The organism is Chromobacterium sp. Beijing (genome assembly GCF_021496765.1).
In the GTDB taxonomy this organism is placed as follows: Bacteria; Pseudomonadota; Gammaproteobacteria; order Burkholderiales; family Chromobacteriaceae; genus Chromobacterium.
The window spans coordinates 159327-178997 of sequence record NZ_CP053750.1 but is presented as its reverse complement, the minus strand read 5'-3'; the positions used below and the strand labels follow the sequence as shown (position 1 = coordinate 178997).

Sequence of the window (19671 nt, the reverse complement as noted above, 5' to 3'; positions counted from 1 at the left end):
CCGCCGCGGGCCGGGCCCTCACACAGCGCGGCCAAGCTCCTCCTTCAGTATCGCGAACAGGCTTTCCGGCCTCCCGTTCAGGAAGAAGTGATCGCCGGGCAGGATCTCGCTGCGAAAACCGCCGGTGGCATAGCCCTGCCAGGAAGCGGCCGCCTCGACGCCGCCCTCTTCTTCGCTGCCGCCCAGGGCGACGATGCGGCAGCTCAAAGGGGGACGCGGCGCGGGACGGTAAGTCTCTATCGCCTCGAAATCGGCGTGCAGCACCGGCAGGATGACCTGGACCAGTTCCGGATGGGCCAGCACTTCCGCCGGCGTGCCGTTCATGCGCATCACCTCGTCCAGAAACTCATCGTCCGGCAAGCCGTGTATCGGCCGCTCTCTCGGCGGCAGATGCGGCGCGGCGCGCCCGGACACGATCAGGCAGCAGGGCGCCGGCAGGCCGCGCGCCCGCGCCCGCTGGGCCACCTCAAAAGCCAGGCTCGCCCCCATGCTGTGCCCGAACAAGATGTAAGGCCGGTCCAGCAGCGGCGCGATCGCGTCCGTCGCCTCCTCGGCCTGCTGATCCAGCCGGTAGCGCAGCGGATCGTGAAAGCGCCGCCCCCGCCCCGGCGGATGCATGGGCAGCACATCGACCGCGGCCGGCAAGCGCTCCGCCCAGCCGCGGTACACCGCCGCGCTGCCGCCGGCGTAAGGGAAGCAGAACAGGCGCAAGGCCGCGGCTTGGCCGGCCGGCGCGGCGTCCACCCAGCCGCGGTTCACGGCGCCACCTTGCGGATGAAGCCGCCGGCTTCTTTGATCGCCGCCCTCGCTTCCGGCAGCATGGGCGTCAGGGTGGCCCAGGCGTGCGGCAGCCGCCGCCACACTTTGAAATCCACGCCGACGCCGGCCGCGCTCGCCTTGCTGGCCACGCGCGCGGCGTCGTCCAGCAGCACCTCGCTGTCGCTGGCCTGGATGAACAGGTCCGGCAGGCCCGCGTACTCGCCGTAGAGCGGCGAAGCGATGGGATGATCGGCGGCGGCGTCGCCAAGGTAGTAGCGCGAGAAATTCCTCACCGCCACCGCGCTCAGCATCACGTCGGACGCGTCGTTCGCTTCCAGCGAGGCCCCGGTCGCCGCCAGATCCGTCCACGGCGAGAACAAGACCGCGCCGGCCGGCATCGGCGCGCCCGCGTCGCGCAGCGACAGCAGCAGCGCCAGCGCCAGCCCGCCGCCGGAGGAATCGCCGGCGACCACGATGCGCTCAGGCGCCACGCCCTCGTCCAACAGCCCCCGATACGCCGCCAGCGCGTCGTCGACGGCGGCCGGGAACGGATGTTCCGGCGCCAGCCGGTAAGCCAGCGAAAACGCGCGCGCGTCCGCCTCCCGCGCCAGCGCGGCGGCCACGCCCCGGTGCGTCAGCGGCGAGCAGAAGCAATAGCCGCCGCCGTGCAAATACAGGATCACCCGCCCGCTCGCCTCGCGCCGCGCGGCGGTCTCAGGCTCTATCCACTCGCCGCGCAGCGCCTCCGCGTCCAGCTTGCGCACCCGCCAGCCGCGCGGCGGCTTGATTTCGCCGCGCGCCCATTTCGCGCTGCGCTCGCGCATTTCCTGGGCGGTCAGGCCGGGCTTGCGGGTCAGGGATTTGGCCGTTCTGCGCAACAGCCAGGAGAAACATAGGTTTTGCCAACTCATGAATCGCTTTCCAGTCATGAAGAGAAAGAAGTCTGCCGTCGCGCGCGGCTTATCCGAACACCAGTTTGCGATGCGCGGCGATGCCCGCCAGCGCGCCGTTGCCGATGGCCAGCGCCACGGTGCCGCCCCGCTGCGTGATGTCGCCGCAGGCGAATACGCCCGGCGCCGATGTCTCCATCGCGTCGTCGGTCCGCACATAAGGCCCCAGCGGCCCCTCCTCGATCGCGCAGCCCAGCTGCTCCGCCACCGGGCTGGACAGGCGGAAGCGGTTCATCATGAACAGCCCGTCAAAGGCCAGCCGGCGGCCATCGGCCAGCTCGACGGTGGCGCGCTCCACGATGCGCGCGATCCGTTCGCGCACGATGTCGACGCCCCGCTGCGCCAGCGCCTCGCGCTGCGCCGCGTCCGGCTCGAAGCCGCCGCCGCTCAGGAAGACGGTCGGGCCCCATTCCGGCATCAGCATCGCCGACAGATAGGACAGGGGGCCGCCGCCGAGCACGCCGATGCGGCCCTGCTTCAGTTCGTAGCCGTGGCAGTAAGGGCAGTGGAACACGCTTTCGCCCCAGCGCTCGCGCAGGCCCTCCAGCTCAGGCAATTCGTCCACCACGCCGAAGGCCAGCACCAGCTGGCGCGCCGCGTAGCTTTGGCCGGAGGCGCAGCGCAACGCGTAGCCGGCCTCGCCGCTCTCGGCCCGGACCACGGTGTCCGCGCGCCATTGCGCGTTGGGATAGGCCAGCAATTGCGCCTTGCCGTCCGCGGCGATCGCGTCGGGCGAGCGTCCGTCCAGGCCGATCACGCCGTGGGATTGGGCGGCGAAGCGATTGCGGCGCGCGCCGGCGTCGATCACCAGCACGCGGCGGCGCGCGCGCGCGATCTGCAAGGCGGCGGATTGTCCGGCGTGACTGCCGCCGATCACGATGACGTCGAATACAGTCGTGGAAGTTTCGGTATTCATGATGGGATGTCCTTATCGGGATGAATCGGAGGGCGCGCGGACGGCCGTCACAGCCGGCCGCCGCCGCAGGCTTCCGCCGCGCGGTCCAGCAGCCAGCGCACGATCAGCTTGGCGCGCGGCACGCGCTGCCCTTCGTCGCGGCGCCGCAGCGCCAGTTGTTGCGTGATCACCGCCAGCCGCAGCAGGCCGTAGGCGTACCAGTAGGCGGGTTCCGTCACCTCGCGTCCGGCCGCGGCGGCGTACAGATCCACCAGCGCCGCGCGCGTCGGCGCGCCCGGCGCGCAGCTCGGCCCGGGCGCGTCCAGCCGCAGCAGCGACGAATCCCGGCCCTCTATCCAGTAAGCGAGCGCGGCGCCGAGATCGGCCAGCGGATGGCCGACCGCGGCCAGCTCCCAATCGACGACGCCCACCAGCCGCGCCGGATCGCCCGGGTCGACGAGGATGTTGTCCAGCTTGTAGTCGTTGTGCAGCCAGGCGGAGGGCGCGGTCTGCGGCATCCGCTCGCTCAGCCAGTCGGCCACCGCCCGGAAGTCGGCGTCGGCCGCCGCGCCCGCCTCCTCCGCGTTCCAGCGTCGCCGCCATTCGCTCAGGATGCGGCGCAGATAGTCGGGGGCCGGTCGGCCGGCGCGACCTCCAGCGCATGCAGGCTCGCCAGCGTCTCGATGAAGTTTTCCGCGAGCCGGCGCACGGTGTCGGGGCCGAGCGCCCCGCAGGCGGCCGGCGCGACGCCGTCCAGCTTTTCAACCAGCAGCAGCGCGGCGTCGCCGTCCTCGTCCACCGCCAGCGGCCTGGGCGCCAGCCGGAACTGGCCGGACAGCCGCTCCAGCAGCGCGTAGCGGCGTCTCGCCTCGCGCGCGCCGCCCTCCGGCAGCCAGTAGGCGATGAGTTCGCTGTCGCCGCCCTGCACCAGGAACACCTCGCTGGCCCGGCCGCCGCCCACCCGCGTCGCGCGCGCGCCGACGCGGGGGCGGCCCAGCGCCGCCATCGCGCGCTCCGCGATCCGCGCGCTCATGCCAGCTCCCGCCGGAAGCCGGCCAGCGCATGGCGCGCCACCAGGCTCTTGTGCACTTCGTCCGGGCCGTCGTAAATCCGCCCCGCGCGTTCGTGCCGCCACAGCACATTGAGAATCGTGTCGCCGCTGACGCCCAACGCGCCCTGCACCTGCAGCGCGTGATCGAGCACGGTCTGCGTCACGCCGGCCACGAAGAACTTCGCGATCGAGATGTCGATCTGCGCGCGCTCGTGGCGGTTTTGCAGCCGCGTCGCAGCCTGGGTCACCAGCAGGCGCGCCGCGTCTATCGACGCGCGGCTCTCGGCGATCCAGTTCTGCACCGTCTGGCGCGAGGACAGCAGCTCGCCCGCGGCCAGTTCCCGGCGGCAGGCGCGCCGGCACATGATGGCGAAGGCGCGCTCGCACACGCCTATCCAGCGCGCGCAATGGTGCAGCCGCCCGGTGGCGAGCCTGGCCTGCAGCACGACGAAGCCCTCGCCGGGCTTGCCCAGCATCGCGTCCTCGCCCACCCGGCAATCGTCCAGCACCAGTTCGCCGTGGCTGGCCCAGCCGCAGCCCTCGTCCCCCATCACCCGCAGATTGCGGACGTGGCGGAAGCCGGGCGCGTCGGTGGGCACGATGAAGGTGCTGGTGCGCGCGTGCAGCGGCGCGGCCTCGTCGGTGACGGCCAGCACGATGGCGAAGCCCGCGCCGTCGGCGCCGGACGCGAACCACTTGCGGCCGTTTAGATGCCAGGCGCCGTCCCTGTATACCGCCGTCGTTTTCAGCGAGGAGGGATTCGATCCGGCGGACTCCGGCTCCGTCGCCGCGAAGCAGCTGCGCAGCTCGCCGCGCAATAGCGGCTCCAGCCAGCGCCGGCGCTGCGCGGGAGTCGCGTACTCCAGCAGCACGTCGATATTGCCGGCGTCGGGCGCCTGGTAGTTGACCGCGTAATGGCCCAGCGGCGAGGCGCCCAGCAGCTCGCCCACCTCCACCAGCTCAAGCAGGTTCAGGCCCAGGCCGCCGTCGGCTCGCGGCACCTGCGGCAGCCACAGGCCGTGCGCCCGGTTGGCCGCGCGGATGCCGCTCATCAACTGTTCCACGGTTTCGAAATCGCCGTTGGCGAGCGCCGCCTCCGGTTCCGCCAGCGCCGCCTCGACGGCGGCGAATGCCTTGACTCTGGTGTTCATTGTTCTTCCTCGGTTTCCATGTCTGAAACGGCCCGCCGCGCGGCGGCCTCCATGGCGCGCAAGGCGCCGGCCAGCCCGCTGACGAAGGGGGGCGCATGATGCCGACGTGATCGCCGGGCAGGCGCAGCGGCGTCGCCGCGGCCGGCGCCGCCGCGCGCCAGCCGTCGATGAGCGCGTCGTCGTCGGGCGCGTCCGCCTCGCCGTCCCTGTCCGCGGCCACAATCAAATGCAGCGCGCCGGCATAAGGCGTCGCCGGCGCGTAATCCGTCAGCGAATGCGCGATGAAGGCGCGCACGCGCGCCGCGAACTCGGGCAGGCCAAGCTCCTCCGGCAGCACGCCCGCCGCTATCAAGCGCTCGCGCAAACGTTCCACTCTCCGCGCATCGTCCAGCGCGTCGAATTCATCGGCGTCGAATAGCGGCTTGGCGTCGGCCAGACGCGCGAAGCTGTTGCCGATCTCCGCCATCCAGCGGCTGTCCCGCCAGTCCCGCTTGTGCGGCCGCGCCGCCGACCCCGGCGGCAGGCTGTCCACGATGGAGACCCAAGCCACCGCCTCGCCCTGGCCGGCCAGTTGCCGCGCAATCTCAAGCGCGACCCAGCCGCCGAAAGAATGGCCGCCCAGGCGATAAGGCCCGTAAGGCCGCACCCGCCGGATGTCGGCGATCAGCGCCGTCGCGATGGCTTCGACGCCGGCCGCGTCGGCCTCGCCGGACCCGGGCAGCGCCATGCCCCATACCGAGAAGTCCTTGGACAGCTCGGCCGCGAGCGCGCGCAGATACGGCACATGCCCGCCCGCGCCCGGCGCGAAGAACAGCGGCGGCGCGTCGCCCGGCGCGGACAGCGCGACGAGCGCGCCGACCCGGACGCCGTCCGCGTCCGCGCCCTCGGTCTCGATGATCCGGGCCTGCTCGGCCACGGTCTGCGCCGTCAACAGACGGGCCACCACCGCCGCGTCCAGGCCAAAGGCCCGGCCGGCGCGGGAGCAGATCCGCAGCATCAGCAAAGAATCTCCGCCCAGCGCGCTGAAATCGCTGTCCTCCGACGGCGGTTCGCGCTTGAGCACGGCCGTCCACAAGGCGCTCAGCTCGCGTCGCAACGCCGCGCCGCTGGGCCGCGCGGCGGCGGGCGCCTTGGCCGCCGCCGGCGTGGCGGCCGCCGAGGCCAGGCTCCGGCGCTCGCCGCCGTCCGCCCTGCTCGCGCCGCCTGCGTCCGCGTCCCGCGCCGTGGTTTCCCCGAGCAGCGCGCGCAAGGCCGCCGCGTACTCCGCGACGAAGCGGACCACGGTCTCCGTCGAGAAATGCCCGCGCGACGGCACCAGGGTGATCCGCAATACGCCTTGCCGGCCGTCGAAGCTGCTTTGCACCACCAGCGGCACATTGGTCGTGTCGCTCGCGTAGCCGTCGGACACCTCGATGTCGCGCACCGCGTCCTCCAGCGCGCGGAAGTGCGTGAAGTTGAACAGCGCGTCGAACACCGTGCCCACCTGCCGATGCAGTTCGATCAAGGGATAGCGCCGGCGGCTGAACACCTCCAGCTCGGCCGCCTGCACCGCGCGCACCAGCGCGACGGCGTCGAAGACGCCGGCCGGGAAGTCGAAGCCGAGCGGCAGACTGTTCAGGAACAGGCCCAGCACCCGGTCGCCGTCCGCGCCCTCGCTGCGGCCGTTGAACACCACGCCGCTCGTCACCGCCGGCCTGCCGCAGATGCGCGACAAGGCGAGCAGATGCGCCGTCAGCAGCACGCTCTTCACCGAGGCGCCCGCGCGCGCGGCGAGCGCTTCCAGGCCGGCGGACTCAGCGGCCGAAATCGGCACCTCCGCCGGCGCCGCGTCGCCGTCCGGCTCCCGCGCCAGCCGCGTGGCCGGCAAGGATTGCAGCCGCGCGCGCCACCAGTCGCGCAGCGCGTCCGAATGCGCCGCCTCGCGCTCGCGCTCGACGAAGTCGCGGTAGCGGCTGGCGGGCGCCGTCAGCGCCAGCGGCCGGCCGGCCAGCCGCGCCGAATAGTCCGAGATCAGCTCGGAGAGCAGCAGGTTGAAACTCCAGCCGTCCAGAATCGCGTGGTGCTTGGTCACGCCGATATGCATCTCCTCCTCGCTCAGGCGGTGCACGGCGAAGCGGATCAGCGGCGGATGCTCGACGTCGAAGCGCCGGCGCCGCTCGGCCTCGCGCCAATCCAGAATCCGCGCGTCCTGCCGCGCCGCGTCCAGGCCTCGCCAGTCGCTGACCGCCAGCGGCAAGGGCACTTGGCGGTGCACGTACTGCAACGGCTCCTCGTCGGCGGCCAGATCGAAGGCGGTGCGCAGCGCCGGATGGCGTTCGAAGGCGCCGCGCAACGCCGCCTCGAGCGCGGCCGCGTCGAAGGGCAGGGCCAGCCGCTGATCGTTGACGTTGTGATAGGCGGAGTCCTGGCCGTGCCGCATCTCGTTGGCCAGCATCGCCATCTGCATCGCGCTGAGCGGATACGCGTCCTCGTAGGCGGCGTCCAGCGGCGGAGGCGGCGGCGGCGCGCTCGCGGCCGGCGGCGGCGAATCCGTGCGCCGGACCCGCGGCGCCAGGCTTGCTATGGTCAGCGAGCGCATCAGCTCGTCCAGCGTGAAGTCGATGCCGACCTTGTGCGCGGCCGACAGGATCTGGATGCTCAGGATGGAGTCCCCGCCCAGCTCGAAGAAGTTGTCGGTGACGCCGACCGGCGAGCGCTTGAGCACGGATTCGAACACCCCGACCAGCGCCTGTTCCACCGCATCGCGCGGCGCGACGTGCGGACGCGCGGCGTCGCCGTCCGCCGCCAGCGCGTCGGCCAGCCGGCGGCGATCGAGCTTGCCGTTAGGGGTCAGCGGGATCGCGTCCACCTCGATCAGGCGCGCCGGAATCGCGTGCGGCGGCAGGCGCTGCGCCAGCCAGTCCCGCAGCGCGGCGGGAGAGAGCGACGCGCCCTCGCGCGGCGCCGCGAAACCCGCCAGCTGCGCGTGGCCGTCTATGCTCGCCTCGTCCACCATCACCGCCGCGGCGGCGACGTCCGGGTGCCGGGCCAGCGCCGCCTCCACCTCGCCCAGCTCGATGCGGAAGCCGCGGATCTTGACCTGCTCGTCGATGCGGCCCAGATAGTCCAGCTCGCCGTCCGCGTCCCAGCGCCCGAGGTCCCCGCTGCGGTAAAGCCGCTCGCCGGGCAGGAAGGGGTCGGCGATGAAGCGTTCGCGGTCGAGCTCGGGACGCTTGTGATAACCGCGCGCCACGCCCTCCCCGCCCACGTAGATTTCGCCCGGCACGCCCGGCGGCACCGGATGTCCGGCGGCGTCGAGCAGGTAGATACGGTAGCCGGGCAAGGGCCGGCCCACCGGGCTGCGCGAGGAGCGCGCGTCGCCCGCGCCCAGCACGCGCTCGGTCACGTGCACCGTGGTTTCTGTGATGCCGTAGAGATTGACCAGCGCGACGCCGCTCTCCTCGCCCAGGCAGGCGGCGAACTGGCTGGGAATCAGCGCCTCGCCGCCGAAGAACACATGGCGCAAGCCGGCCGGCAAGGGCCGCCGCGCGTCGCCCAGCGCGCGCAGCAGCTGCTTGAAGGCGCTGGGAGTCTGGCTCAGCATCGTGACGCCCTCGCGCTCCAGCAGCGCGAGAAATTCCTCCGGCGTGCGCGAGCAGCGGTAAGGCACGATTTCCAGCCGCCCGCCGTGCAGCAGGGCGCCCCAGATTTCCCATACCGAGAAGTCGAAGGCGTAGGAATGGAACAGGGTCCACACGTCCGACGGTCCGATGCCGTAGCTCCGGCGCGTCGCCGCGAACAGATGGTCCACATTGCGGTGCTCCACGCACACGCCCTTGGGCTGTCCGGTCGAGCCCGAGGTGTAGATCACATAGCACAGGTCGGCGGGCGAAGTGTCGCGCGGCGGCGGCGCGTCTTCGCGCTCGCCGGACTCCGCCGCATCCCCCATCCCGATCAGAACCCCGCCGAAGTCCCCGAAGCGCTCGCGCGCCTCCTCGCCGCAAATCAGCGCGCCGGCGCCGATATCCTCCAGTATCCAGGCGAGACGTTCCGGCGGATGGTCGAGATCGAGCGGCACATAGAAGGCGCCCGCCTTCAACACCGCCAGTATCGCGACGATGCTGTCCACGCCGCGCCCGAACGCCAGCGCAACCGGCGTGTCGCCGCGCACGCCGGCGGCGTCCAGCCGCCAGGCCAGCCGGTTGGCGCGGCGATCCAGTTCGGCGTAAGTCAGCGCCTCGTCCTCGCATTGCAGCGCGACGGCGTCGGGACGCGCGCGCGCCTGCGCCTCAAAACGGCGATGCAGGCACTGGCGCGCCGTCTCGTCCGCGCGCCGGGCCGCCGCGTTCCAGCCCGCGACCAGCGCGCCGCCCGCCTCCGCGCCCAGCAGCGACGCCGCGCCGATGCGCAGCGCGGCGCCGCCGCGTTCAAACTGCTCCAGCAGCCGCGCCAGCATCGCGACGATCCGCTCCGCCGACGCCTCCGACACGCGCTGGCGATCGTAATGCAGGCGCAAGCGCAGACGCTCGCCGGGAATCGCGACCACGGTCAGCGGATAGTTGGTCTGTTCCACCACCTCGATGTCTCCGACGCCCAGCCGTTCCCGATAGCGCGTCGCGTCCGCGCGCGCCGGATAGTTCTCGAACACCACCAGGCTCTCGAACAAGGGCGCGCCCGGGGCCACGCCGCTCCAGCCCGGAATCGCGTGCAGCGGCGTATAGGCGTAGGCTTCGGCGTCCACATGCCGGCGGTGCAGCTGTCTGAGCCAGTCGCCCAGCGTCTGCGCGGCGTCGACGGTCGCGCGCGTCGGCAGCGCGTTGACGAAGAGCCCCACCATCTGCTCGACCCCGCGCAGCTCGGCCGGCCGGCCGGACACGGTGGTGCCGAACACCACGTCGTCGCGGCCGCTCGCTCGCGCCAGCAGCAAGGCCCAGGCGGCCTGGATCACCGTGCTCTGCGTCAGCTCGCAGGCGCGCGCCAGCCGCTGCAGGCCCTCGCTCATCCGCGGGTCCAGCTCGCGTTCCAGCAGACCGTGGCCGGACGCGCGTTCCGGGCCCGCCTCCTCGGCCAGCGGCAAGGGCGTGGCCGCGCGCACATCGCCCAGCCGCTCGCGCCAGAAGGCTTCGGCCGCCGCGCCGTCCTGCTGGTCCAGCCAGCGCAGAAAAGCGCTGTAGGGCTGGGGCGGCGGCAAGGCCGGATCGGCCCCGCGCCGGTAGGCGTCGTAGCAGGCGAGCGCTTCGCCCAGCACGATCTGCACCGACCAGCCGTCCAGCAGCAGATGGTGATAGCTCCACACGAACTCATAGCGTTCTTCGCCGGTGCGGAACAAGGCGCAGCGCATCAGCGGCGCGCGGCTCAGGTGAAAGCCCGGACGCCGGTCCGCGTCCCGGTAGGCGGCGAGACGCCGCCGCTGTTCCTCGGGATCGAAAGCCCGCCAGTCCTCCTCCACCCACGGCAGTTCGACGTCGCGGAAGACCACCTGAACCGGCTTGGACGGCCCGTCCCACAGAAAGCCGGTGCGCAGCACGCCGTGGCGCGCGATCACCGCTTCCAGCGCGCGCCGGTAATCGGCCGCGTCTAGCGCGACCTGGAAGGCGCAAGCGACCTGTTCGTAATAGACGCCGGACTCCGGCGCTTTCAGCGTATGAAACAGCAGGCCCTGCTGCGTCGGCGTCAACGGCAGCATGGTCTCGACTTTCGAGCCGGCTTGCTGCGCGGCGTTTGATAATGTTTTGTTCATGGCTGTTCGTTCAGTAGCTGTAACACTTCGTCGATATCGTTCTGGTCAAGATGGGCGAGCGGCAGGTCCGACGGCGTCAGGCCGCCCGACTGCGGCGACAGGCAGTGCGCCAACACCGCGTCCAGTTCGGCGCGGAAGTGCTCCGCCAGCGCCGTCATCGCGTCCGCCGCTTGCAGCGCCGCGTTGTACAGCCAGTCCACCCGCAGCCGCCCTTCGTGCACCTGCGCCACCACGTCCAGCGCGTAGCGACGCCTCATCCCGCCCGAGCGCGCGCCGCCCGGCGGCTCGCCCAGCCAAGCCGCGCCCGGCGCGCCGCCTTCTTCCAGCCGCCATTGGCCCAGGTAGTTGAAGCACACCGTGCGCGCATGGCCGCCCAGCTCCGATCCACGGCCGCCGTAACGCAGCGCCTGATAGGCGATGCCGCTGTCCGGCACGCCGCGCATCCGCTCCTTCACCGACTTCAGATCCCGCGGCAAGTCGCCGCTCAGCGGCAGCCGCAGCGGATACAAGCTGGTGAACCAGCCCACGGTGCGCGACACGTCCACGCCCGCCAGCCCGTCGCGGCCGTGGCCTTCCAGGTCCAGCACGCATTCCTCCGCGCCCGTCCATTGGCGCAAGGCCCGCGCCAGCGCGGCCAGCAGCAATTCCTCCGGACGCATCCGATAGGCCTCGCCCGCCTGCCGCAGCCAGCGTTCCGTCGTCGCCGCGTCCCATTGCAGCGACACCCGCGATTCCGCCGCCACCGTGTCTTCGCCCGCGCCGACGCCGGGCAGGGTCATCCCCGGCGCGTCCATCTCCCGCCAGTAGTCCAGCGTCGATTCCGGCAAGGCGTCCGCCCAGGCCCACAGCCGCTGCGACCACGCCTGGTACGACACCGTCTTGGCCGGCCACGACATCGCCTCGCCCCGGCTCAGCGCCGCGTAGGCCCGCCACAGGTCTGCCAGCAGAATCCGCCACGACACCCCGTCCACCGAGGCGTGATGCGCCAGCCACAGCAGGCGCCAGCCTTGCTCCAGCCGGTACAGCCGCGCCGCCCACAGGCCGGCGCCGTCCAGGCGCAGACCGGCCTGCAGTTCGGCCGCGTCGCGCTCCAGCACGGCCTCGGCGTCGGCCAGGCCGCGCAGCTCCACTATCTTCACTTCTGCCGGCGCGCCGGCGCCGCTTTCCTGAATCCAGCGCTCGCCGTCCCGCCGCCAGCCTATCCGCAGCGCGTCGTGCCGCTGCGCCACCGCCTGCAGCGCGCCAATCAGCGCCTCGGCGTCGAGCGGGCCGCTCAGGCCCAGATAAGCTCCCTGGCTGAACTGTTGCCAGTCCGTGCCCGGCCAATCCAGATACCAGGCCTGGATCGGGCCGGGCCTCACTTCGCCCCTCACCTCGCCCTGCTCCGCCGGCGCGCCGGCTTCTTCCGCCGCGCCGCTTTCCGCCGCCAGTTCGGCGATGGTCGGATAGCGGAACACTTGCTGCGGGCTGATGCGCAAGCCCCGCTCCGCCGCCCGCGACGCCATCTGTATGCTCAGGATGGAATCGCCGCCCAGCGCGAAGAAGTTGTCCCTCACCCCCACGCGCTCCAGCCCCAGCAGGCCTTGCCAGATCTCCACCAGCGCCGCCTCGGCCGCGTTCTCCGCCGCCGCCGCGCCCGCCTCGATCTGCGGCTCCGGCAGACGCTTGCGGTCCACTTTGCCGTTGGCGCTCAGCGGCACGCTGTCCAGCGCCATGATCGACGCCGGCAGCATGTATGGCGGCAGCCGCCGCGCCAGCGCGTCGCGAATCGCGGCGGTATCCAGGCTCGCGCCCGGCAGCAACAGCACATAGCCGGCGATGATCCGCCGCCCGTCGCGCTCGACCACCGAGGCCACGCCGCGCTCCACGCCCGGCGCCGCCGCCAGCGCGGCCTCGATTTCGCCGATCTCGATCCGGAAGCCGCCGATCTTGACCTGATCGTCCACTCGGCCCAGGAATTCCAGATTGCCGTCGGCAAGCACGCGCGCGCGGTCGCCGGTCCGGTACATCCGTTCGCCCGGCACAAAGGGATTGTCGACAAAGCGGTAGGCGCTGAGATCGGGCTGGCCCAGATAACCCAGCGCCACGCCCGCGCCGGCGATCCACAGATCGCCCGGCACGCCCACCGGCACCGCCTGCAGCGAGGAAGACAGCACATAGAGCCGCTGCCCCGGCAGATGGCGGCCGTAGGGCACGAAGGCGGCGTCGGGCGCCAGCCCCCGCGTGTCGTACCAGCACGACCAGATGGCCGCCTCGGTGGCGCCGCCCAGCGCCAGCACCTCCGGATCGGACGTCGCCGCCGCGCGGATCTGCGCGGGCAGCCCCACCGGCACGCGGTCGCCGCTCAACATCGCCAGCTTCAGCGAGGGCGGCAGCGCACGCCCGCTCTGCCGGCATTCCAGCAGCAGCAGCTCCATCACCGCCGGCACGGACTCCCAAACCGTCGCCCCCTCGCGCGCCATCAGATCCAGCCACGCCGCCGGCGCGATCGTCGACGACTCCGGCGCCAGCAAGACGGCGGCGCCCGCCGCGAACGCGCCGAAGAAATCGAATACCGACAGGTCGAAGCCCGCCGCCGACACGCACATCAAGCGGTCGGACGCGCCGATCTCATAACGGCGCAGGAAGACTTCCATCGTCAGCGCGGCCGCGCGGTGGCTGATCATCACGCCCTTGGGCTTGCCGGTGGAGCCCGAGGTGAACATCACATAGGCCAGATCGTCGGGCGCCGCCTCCGGCAGCGCGACCTCGGCCGGCGGCGTTTCGTCGATCAGGATCGCGCGCGCCGCGACGCCGTCCAGCAGCGACAGATGCTCGCGCGTCGTCAGCACATGACCGACCGTGGCCAGCAGATCGCGCAAGCGTCCCGGCGGCATCGCCGGGTCGGCCGGCACATAGGCGCAGCCGGCGCGCATCACGCCCGAGTAGGCGGCGACCGCGCGCGCGCTCCTCGGCAGCAGCACCGCCACCGGTTCGCGCCGCGCGCCCGCCGCCGCCACCGCCCTGGCGACGCGCAGCGTCTCGTCGGCCAGTTCGCGGTAGTTCATCGCCTCGTCCACGCCTATGATCGCCGGCGCCAGCGGCGTCAGCTCGGCGTGCCGCTCTATGCCGGCGTGCAGCAGATAGCCGTCGCCGACCGGCGGCGTCGCGTTCCAGTCGTGAATCAACCGGCGCGCCTCCGCCTCGTCCACCAGGCTCAGATCGCCCAGCCGCGCGTCCGGCTGCGCGGCGAGCTGGGCCAGCAGATGCAGGAAGCTCGCGCCCAGCCGGCCTATGCCCTCCTCGTCGTAGCGCGAGGCGTCGAAATCGACATAGAGCACGGTCTCCTCGCCCGGAATCAGTTGGCCGACCAGCGGATAATTGGTGCGCGTCTCGGCCGCCGCGAACTCGCTGACGTCGAAACCGGCGTCGCCTCGGGCCAACTGGCGGTCCACCGGATAGTTTTCCACCACGAACAGGCTGCTCAAGAGCTCGCCGCCCTCGTAGCCCGCCCAGCGCCGGATGTCGGTCAGCGAGGCGGCGCCCAGTCTGGCCCGTTCGCTCTGCTGTCCATGCAGTTGCTGCAGCCATTGCGACACGCGCGCGTCGTCGTCGATGCCGACGCGCACCGGCACCGTGTTGATGAACAGCCCCACCATCCGCTCGACGCCCGGCAGCGTCGCCGGCCGGCCGGACAGCGTGGTGCCGAACACCACCTCGCGCCCGCCGCCGGCGTAGCCCAGGGTCAGCGCCCAGGCGCCGGTCAACAGGCTGGCGCGGGTGACGCCGGCCCGCCGCGCGGCGCGGTCGACCTGCTCGTTCAGCCCCGCGTCGAACACGAAGGCGCGCCGGCCCTGGCCCCGCGCTCGCGCGCCGCGCGCCGGCGCGGCGAAGCCTATCGGCGTGGGCTCTTCTATGCCGGCCAGCACCTGTTGCCAGTACGCGGCCTGCTCGCTCTCGTCCCGCGCCGCCAGCCAATTGACGAAGGGCAGAAAACGGCTGCCCGGCAGCGGGGCCGCGTCGCCGGCGCCCAGCTCGGCGTAGCGGCCGATCACCTGCTTCAGGATCAAGGGCACCGACCAGCCGTCGACCACCGCGTGGTGGTAGCTCCACAGGAAGCGCCAAGTGTCGCCGGGTTCGCGGATCAGGGTGCCGCGCAGCAAGGGCCCGCGTTCCAGATCGAAGCCGCGTTGACGGTCCAGCTCGCGCAGCGCGTCGAAGCGGCTGACGCAGGCCTCGGCGGACAGCGCGCGCCAATCCAGCGTGTCCCAGTCCGGGTCCAGACGGGGATGGACGATTTGGACCGGGCTCTGCAACTGCCGCCAGCGGAAGGTGGTGCGCAGCGCGGCGTGCGCCGCCGCGACGTCGAACCAGGCTTGACGGAAGCGTTCCGCGTCGAAGACGCCGCTCATTTTCCAGTGCAGTTGTTCTATATAGAGCGGCGCGTCCTCGTCCGCGATGGAGTGAAACAGAATACCCTGCTGCAACGGCGTCACGCCGTACAAGGCCTCCAGCCCGGGATGCTCGCGCTCGATCGCGTCGATATCGCTCTGCTCCAGTTGGGCAAGCGGCAGGTCCGACGGCGTCAGGCCGCCCGACTGCGGCGACAGGCAATGCGCCAGCACCGCGTCCAGCTCGGCGCGGAAGCGCTCCGCCAGCGCCGTCATCGCGTCCGCCGCTTGCAGCGCCGCGTTGTACAACCAGTCCACCCGCAGCCGTCCTTCATGCACCTGCGCCACCACGTCCAGCGCGTAGCGCCGCCTCATCCCGCCCGAGCGCGCGCCGCCCGGCGGCTCGCCCAGCCAAGCCGCCTCCGGCGCGCCGCCTTCTTCCAGCCGCCATTGGCCCAGGTAGTTGAAGCACACCGTGCGCGCATGGCCGCCCAGCTCCGATCCACGGCCGCCGTAACGCAGCGCCTGGTAGGCGATGCCGCTGTCCGGCACGCAGCGCATCCGCTCCTTCACCGACTTCAGGTCCCGCGGCAAGTCGCCGCTCAGCGGCAGCCGCAGCGGATACAAGCTGGTGAACCAGCCCACGGTGCGCGACACGTCCACGCCCGCCAGTCCGTCGCGGCCGTGGCCTTCCAGGTCCAGCACGCATTCCTCCGCGCCCGTCCATTGGCGCAAGGCCCGCGCCAGCGCGGCCAGCAGCAATTCCTCCGGACGCATCCGATAGGCCTCGCCCGCCTGCCGCAGCCAGCGTTCGGTCGTCGCCGCGTCCCATTGCAGCGACACCCGCGATTCCGCCGCCACCGTGTCCTCGCCCGCGCCGACGCCGGGCAGGGTCATCCCCGGCGCGTCCATCTCCCGCCAGTAGTCCAGCGTCGATTCCGGCAAGCTGTCCGCCCAGGCCCACAGCCGCTGCGACCACGCCTGGTACGACACCGTCTTGGCCGGCCACGACATCGCCTCGCCCCGGCTCAGCGCCGCGTAGGCCCGCCACAGGTCTGCCAGCAGAATCCGCCACGACACCCCGTCCACCGAGGCGTGATGCGCCAGCCACAGCAGACGCCAGCCTTGCTCCAGCCGATATAGCCGCGCCGCCCACAGGCCGGCGCCGTCCAGGCGCAGACCGGCCTGCAGTTCGGCCGCGTCGCGCTCCAGCGCGGCCTCGGCGTCGGCCAGGCCGCGCAGGTCCACTATCTTCACTTCCGCCGGCGCGCCGGCGCCGCTTTCCTGAATCCAGCGCTCGCCGTCCCGCCGCCAGCCTATCCGCAGCGCGTCGTGCCGCTGCGCCACCGCCTGCAGCGCGCCGATCAGCGCTTCGGCGTCGAGCGGGCCGCTCAGGCCCAGATAAGCTCCCTGGCTGAACTGTTGCCAATCCGTGCCCGGCCAATCCAGATACCAGGCCTGGATCGGGCCGGGCCTCACTTCGCCCCTCACCTCGCCCTGCTCCGCCGGCGCGCCGGCTTCTTCCGCCGCGCCGCTTTCCGCCGCCAGCTCGGCAATGGTCGGATAGCGGAACACCTGCTGCGGGCTGATGCGCAAACCCCGCTCCGCCGCCCGCGACGCCATCTGTATGCTCAGGATGGAGTCGCCGCCCAGCGCGAAGAAGTTGTCCCTCACCCCCACGCGTTCCAGCCCCAGCAAGCCTTGCCAGATCTCCACCAGCGCCGCCTCGGCCGCGTTCTCCGCCGCCGCCGCGCCCGCCTCGATCTGCGGCTCCGGCAGGCGCTTGCGGTCCACCTTGCCGTTGGCGGACTGCGGCAAGGCGTCCAGCCACACCCAGGCGCGCGGCACCATATAGCCCGGCAGCCGCGTCTCCAGCCATGCCTGCACCGCCGCCGCGTCCGCGGCTTCGGCCGAATCTTGCCGCGCCACCAGATAGCCGACCAATTGCTTCTCGTCCGCGGCGCTGCGCCGCAGCGCGACGGCGCAGCCGCTCAAGCCGGGGTGATGGCCCAGCGTCGCCTCGATCTCGCCCAGCTCGATCCGGTAGCCGCGCAGCTTGATCTGCTCATCCACTCGGCCGAGGAACTCCAGCGCCCCGTCGCGCCGCCAGCGCACGCGGTCGCCGGTGCGATACCAGCGCCCGCCGTCCGGCGGCGGCGCCGCGACGAAGCGTTCCGCCGTCAAGTCGGCGCGGCCCAGATAGCCGAGCGCGAGCCCGTCGCCACCCGCCCACAATTCGCCGGGCACGCCGACCGGCACCAGCCGGCCGCCGGCGTCGACCACGCGCACCTCGGTATTGCCTATCGGCCGCCCAATCGGAATCGAACCGCGTTTCACGTCGCCGGCCGTCACCCGATGGCTGCAGGTGAAGGTGGTGTTTTCCGTCGGGCCGTAGCCGTTGATCAGCGCGACGCCCGGGCAGGCCTCGAGAAAGGCGCGGCAGCTCGCCACCGGCAGCGCGTCGCCGCCGGTCAGCAGTTCGCGCAGGCCGCCGAGCGCGGCCGGCTCCTCTTCCACCACCATGCGGAACAGGTCGGCGGTCAGCCACATCGTGGTGACGCCGTCGCGCGACGCCGCGTCCAGGAAGGGCATGCCGGGCTCGGCCAGCACCAGCCGCCCGCCGTTCAGCCAGCAGCCCCAGATTTCGAAGGTCGAGGCGTCAAAGCCCAGCGGCGATTGCTGCAGCATCACCGTCGACGCGTCCAAGCGCGCGTAGCCGCCGCCGACGGCGAGCCGGACCACCGCGCGATGCGGCACCGCCACGCCCTTGGGCCGCCCGGTGGAGCCCGAGGTGTACATCACATAAGCCAGGTCCTCCGCGCGCCGCGCCGCGGACGACACGGGCCGCGCGTCGCCGGCCTCGCAGTCGGCCAGGCTCAGCACCGGTCCGGCGTAATCGCCGAGCCAGCCGGCGTCCAGACCGTCGGCGACGATCATCAAGGCCGGCGCGGCGTCGGCCGTCATCGCGCTCAAGCGCGCGGCCGGATAAGTCGGATCCAGCGGCAGATAGGCGGCGCCCGCCTTCAGCGCCGCGAGGAAGGCGGCCAGCAGCCGCGGCGAGCGCTCGCCCGCCACGCCCACCACCGCGCCCGCCTCGACGCCGGCCGCGCGCAGCGCGCCGGCCGCGCGGTCCGACCACTGATCGAGCTCCGCGTAAGTCCAGCGCTCGCCGCCCTGTTCCAGCGCGACGCGTCCGGGATGGGCGGCCGCGCATTCGCGGAACAACGCGTCGATCGCGGCGTCCGCCCGATACGGCCGCTCATGCCGCCCCCATCCGCGCAGGCGCGCTTCTTCGGCCTCGGACAGGATGGGCAAGCCGCGCGCGTCCGCGTCCGGCGCGGCCAGCGCCGCGCGCAGCAGCGCCAGATAATGTTCGCCCAGCTGGCGGATGGTGGCCGCGTCGTACAGATCGGTGTTGTACTGCCACACCGCGAAAGTGCCGCGCTCGTCTCCCTCGATCGACAGATAAAGATCGAAGCGCGCGAACGGGCTGTCCAGATCGAAGGGCACGGCCGCGCCGCTCGCGGTGCGCACCGCCGGCAGGCGGACGTTCTGGAAGGCGAACACGGTCTGCGCCAGCTGCTCGTGCCGGGGGCCGCCGCGCGCGCGCAGCCGCTCCACGATGGCGTCCAGCGGCACGCCCTGGCGCGCGAAGGCCTGCGCGCTCGCGTCGCGGACCCGGTCCACCAGCGCGCCGAAGCTGTCGCCCTCGCCCACCTCGGTGGCCAGCGCCACCAGGTTGACGAAGTAGCCGGCGATGTCCTCCGCCGCCTGGAAAGGCCGGTTGGCCGCCGGCGTCAGCGTCAGCCCGCGCGCTTCGCCGGTGTAACGATGCTGCAGCAGCGCGAAGGCGCTGAACAAGGTGGTGAACAGCGTGGTGTTATGGCCGCGGGAGAACGCCGCCGCCGCATCCATGCACGCGGCCGGAATCTCGAAGCGCTCGGTGCCGCCGCGCCCGCTCAGCGCCGGCGGACGCGCGCGGTCGCCGCGTATCGCCGGCACCTCGTCCACCTCCGCCAGCGCCTCCGTCCAGGCGTCCAGTTGCGCGGCGTAGTCCGGCGACGCCATCCAGCGGCGCTGCCAGGCGGCATAGTCTCGATAACTGAGGCGGGGCGCCGAGGGCTCGGCCGCGTCCGGCGACGCGAGATAGGCGCTGAAATCGCGGATCAGCACGCTCATCGACCAGCGGTCGAAGATGGCGTGATGGATAGTCAGCACCAGCACCGCGGCGCGCTCGGGCGTCGAGAACAGATCGACGCGCCACATCGGCGCGCCGGCGGCGAAGGGCTGTCGCGCCAGTTCCGCGGCGCGCGCGCGCAAGGCGTCGTCGCCGTCCACCGCCCACGCTTGCAAGGCGACGAGCGGCTCGGGCAGCACCCGCTGCAGTTCCGGCTCGCCGTCGCTGAAGACGGTGCGCAGGATGTCGTGCCGGCGCGCGAGCGCCGCGAAGGCGCGGGCGACGGCCTCCTCATCGACGGCGTCCGCGAGTTCGATCGCCACCTGTTCGTTGTACATCGCCGGATCGCCCAGCCGCGTCGCCGCGACCAGACGGGCCTGCCCCGGCGACAGCGCCGCCGCGTCGCCGGCCTCGCCCGGCAGCGCCGGCGCCAGCGGCGCGGCGCGCGCGCCTTCGTCGTCGAGCACGCTCAGCAGCGCCTCCTTGGCCTCGCGCAGCCGCGCGACCAGCGCGGCGTCGAGCGCGCCCTGCGGCGCCTGTACCTGAAGCTGGTCGCCGCGACGATGCAGCGTGACGCCCGCGTCGGCAAGATCGGTCAT

The 19671-nt window shown here is 72.3% G+C and carries 7 protein-coding genes and 1 pseudogene; all 8 read right to left on the bottom strand.

Annotated features, from left to right (window positions below; genetic code table 11):
- Positions 1 to 18: 18 nt before the first annotated feature.
- The 8 genes and pseudogenes from HQN78_RS00815 to HQN78_RS00780 all read right to left on the bottom strand — a co-directional run bounded on the left by HQN78_RS00815 (position 19) and on the right by HQN78_RS00780 (position 19671).
- Positions 19 to 759, bottom strand: a complete 741-nt coding sequence (locus HQN78_RS00815) for a thioesterase II family protein (RefSeq protein ID WP_227104386.1) — start codon at positions 757 to 759, stop codon at positions 19 to 21.
- The gene (locus HQN78_RS00810) at positions 756 to 1670 is read right to left on the bottom strand and encodes an alpha/beta hydrolase (RefSeq protein WP_235087341.1); all 915 of its coding nucleotides are present in this window, start codon (positions 1668 to 1670) and stop codon (positions 756 to 758) included. Before HQN78_RS00810 ends, HQN78_RS00815 begins: the two co-directional genes overlap by 4 nt.
- Before the next feature lie 49 nt (positions 1671 to 1719).
- A complete protein-coding gene (locus tag HQN78_RS00805) occupies positions 1720 to 2625 on the bottom strand; it encodes an NAD(P)/FAD-dependent oxidoreductase (RefSeq protein WP_235087339.1) in 906 nt (301 codons plus the stop codon).
- A gap of 47 nt (positions 2626 to 2672) precedes the next feature.
- A complete protein-coding gene (locus HQN78_RS00800; RefSeq protein ID WP_235089930.1) occupies positions 2673 to 3215 on the bottom strand; it encodes a phosphotransferase in 543 nt (180 codons plus the stop codon).
- Entirely contained in the window at positions 3212 to 3637 is a 426-nt protein-coding gene (locus HQN78_RS00795) for a phosphotransferase (protein WP_235087336.1), read from the bottom strand. Before HQN78_RS00795 ends, HQN78_RS00800 begins: the two co-directional genes overlap by 4 nt.
- Positions 3634 to 4806 carry an acyl-CoA dehydrogenase family protein gene (locus HQN78_RS00790; RefSeq protein WP_107798537.1) on the bottom strand — a complete coding sequence of 391 codons (1173 nt, stop codon included), beginning with the start codon at positions 4804 to 4806 and terminating at the stop codon, positions 3634 to 3636. Before HQN78_RS00790 ends, HQN78_RS00795 begins: the two co-directional genes overlap by 4 nt.
- 106 nt (positions 4807 to 4912) lie before the next feature.
- Positions 4913 to 10471 (bottom strand): annotated as a pseudogene (locus tag HQN78_RS00785) (amino acid adenylation domain-containing protein); the annotation flags it as partial.
- Positions 10472 to 10521: 50 nt separating this feature from the next.
- Positions 10522 to 19671, bottom strand: a complete 9150-nt coding sequence (locus HQN78_RS00780; RefSeq protein ID WP_235087334.1) for a non-ribosomal peptide synthetase — start codon at positions 19669 to 19671, stop codon at positions 10522 to 10524.

What these genes read in the sequence shown, in the direction of transcription:
- HQN78_RS00790 (WP_107798537.1), bottom strand. Translation starts at nt 4,806, where the DNA reads ATGAACACCAGAGTCAAGGCATTCGCCGCCGTCGAGGCGGCGCTGGCG.
- HQN78_RS00805 (WP_235087339.1), bottom strand. Translation starts at nt 2,625, where the DNA reads ATGAATACCGAAACTTCCACGACTGTATTCGACGTCATCGTGATCGGC.
- HQN78_RS00810 (WP_235087341.1), bottom strand. Translation starts at nt 1,670, where the DNA reads ATGAGTTGGCAAAACCTATGTTTCTCCTGGCTGTTGCGCAGAACGGCC.
- HQN78_RS00795 (WP_235087336.1), bottom strand. Translation starts at nt 3,637, where the DNA reads ATGAGCGCGCGGATCGCGGAGCGCGCGATGGCGGCGCTGGGCCGCCCC.
- HQN78_RS00780 (WP_235087334.1), bottom strand. Translation starts at nt 19,671, where the DNA reads ATGACCGATCTTGCCGACGCGGGCGTCACGCTGCATCGTCGCGGCGAC.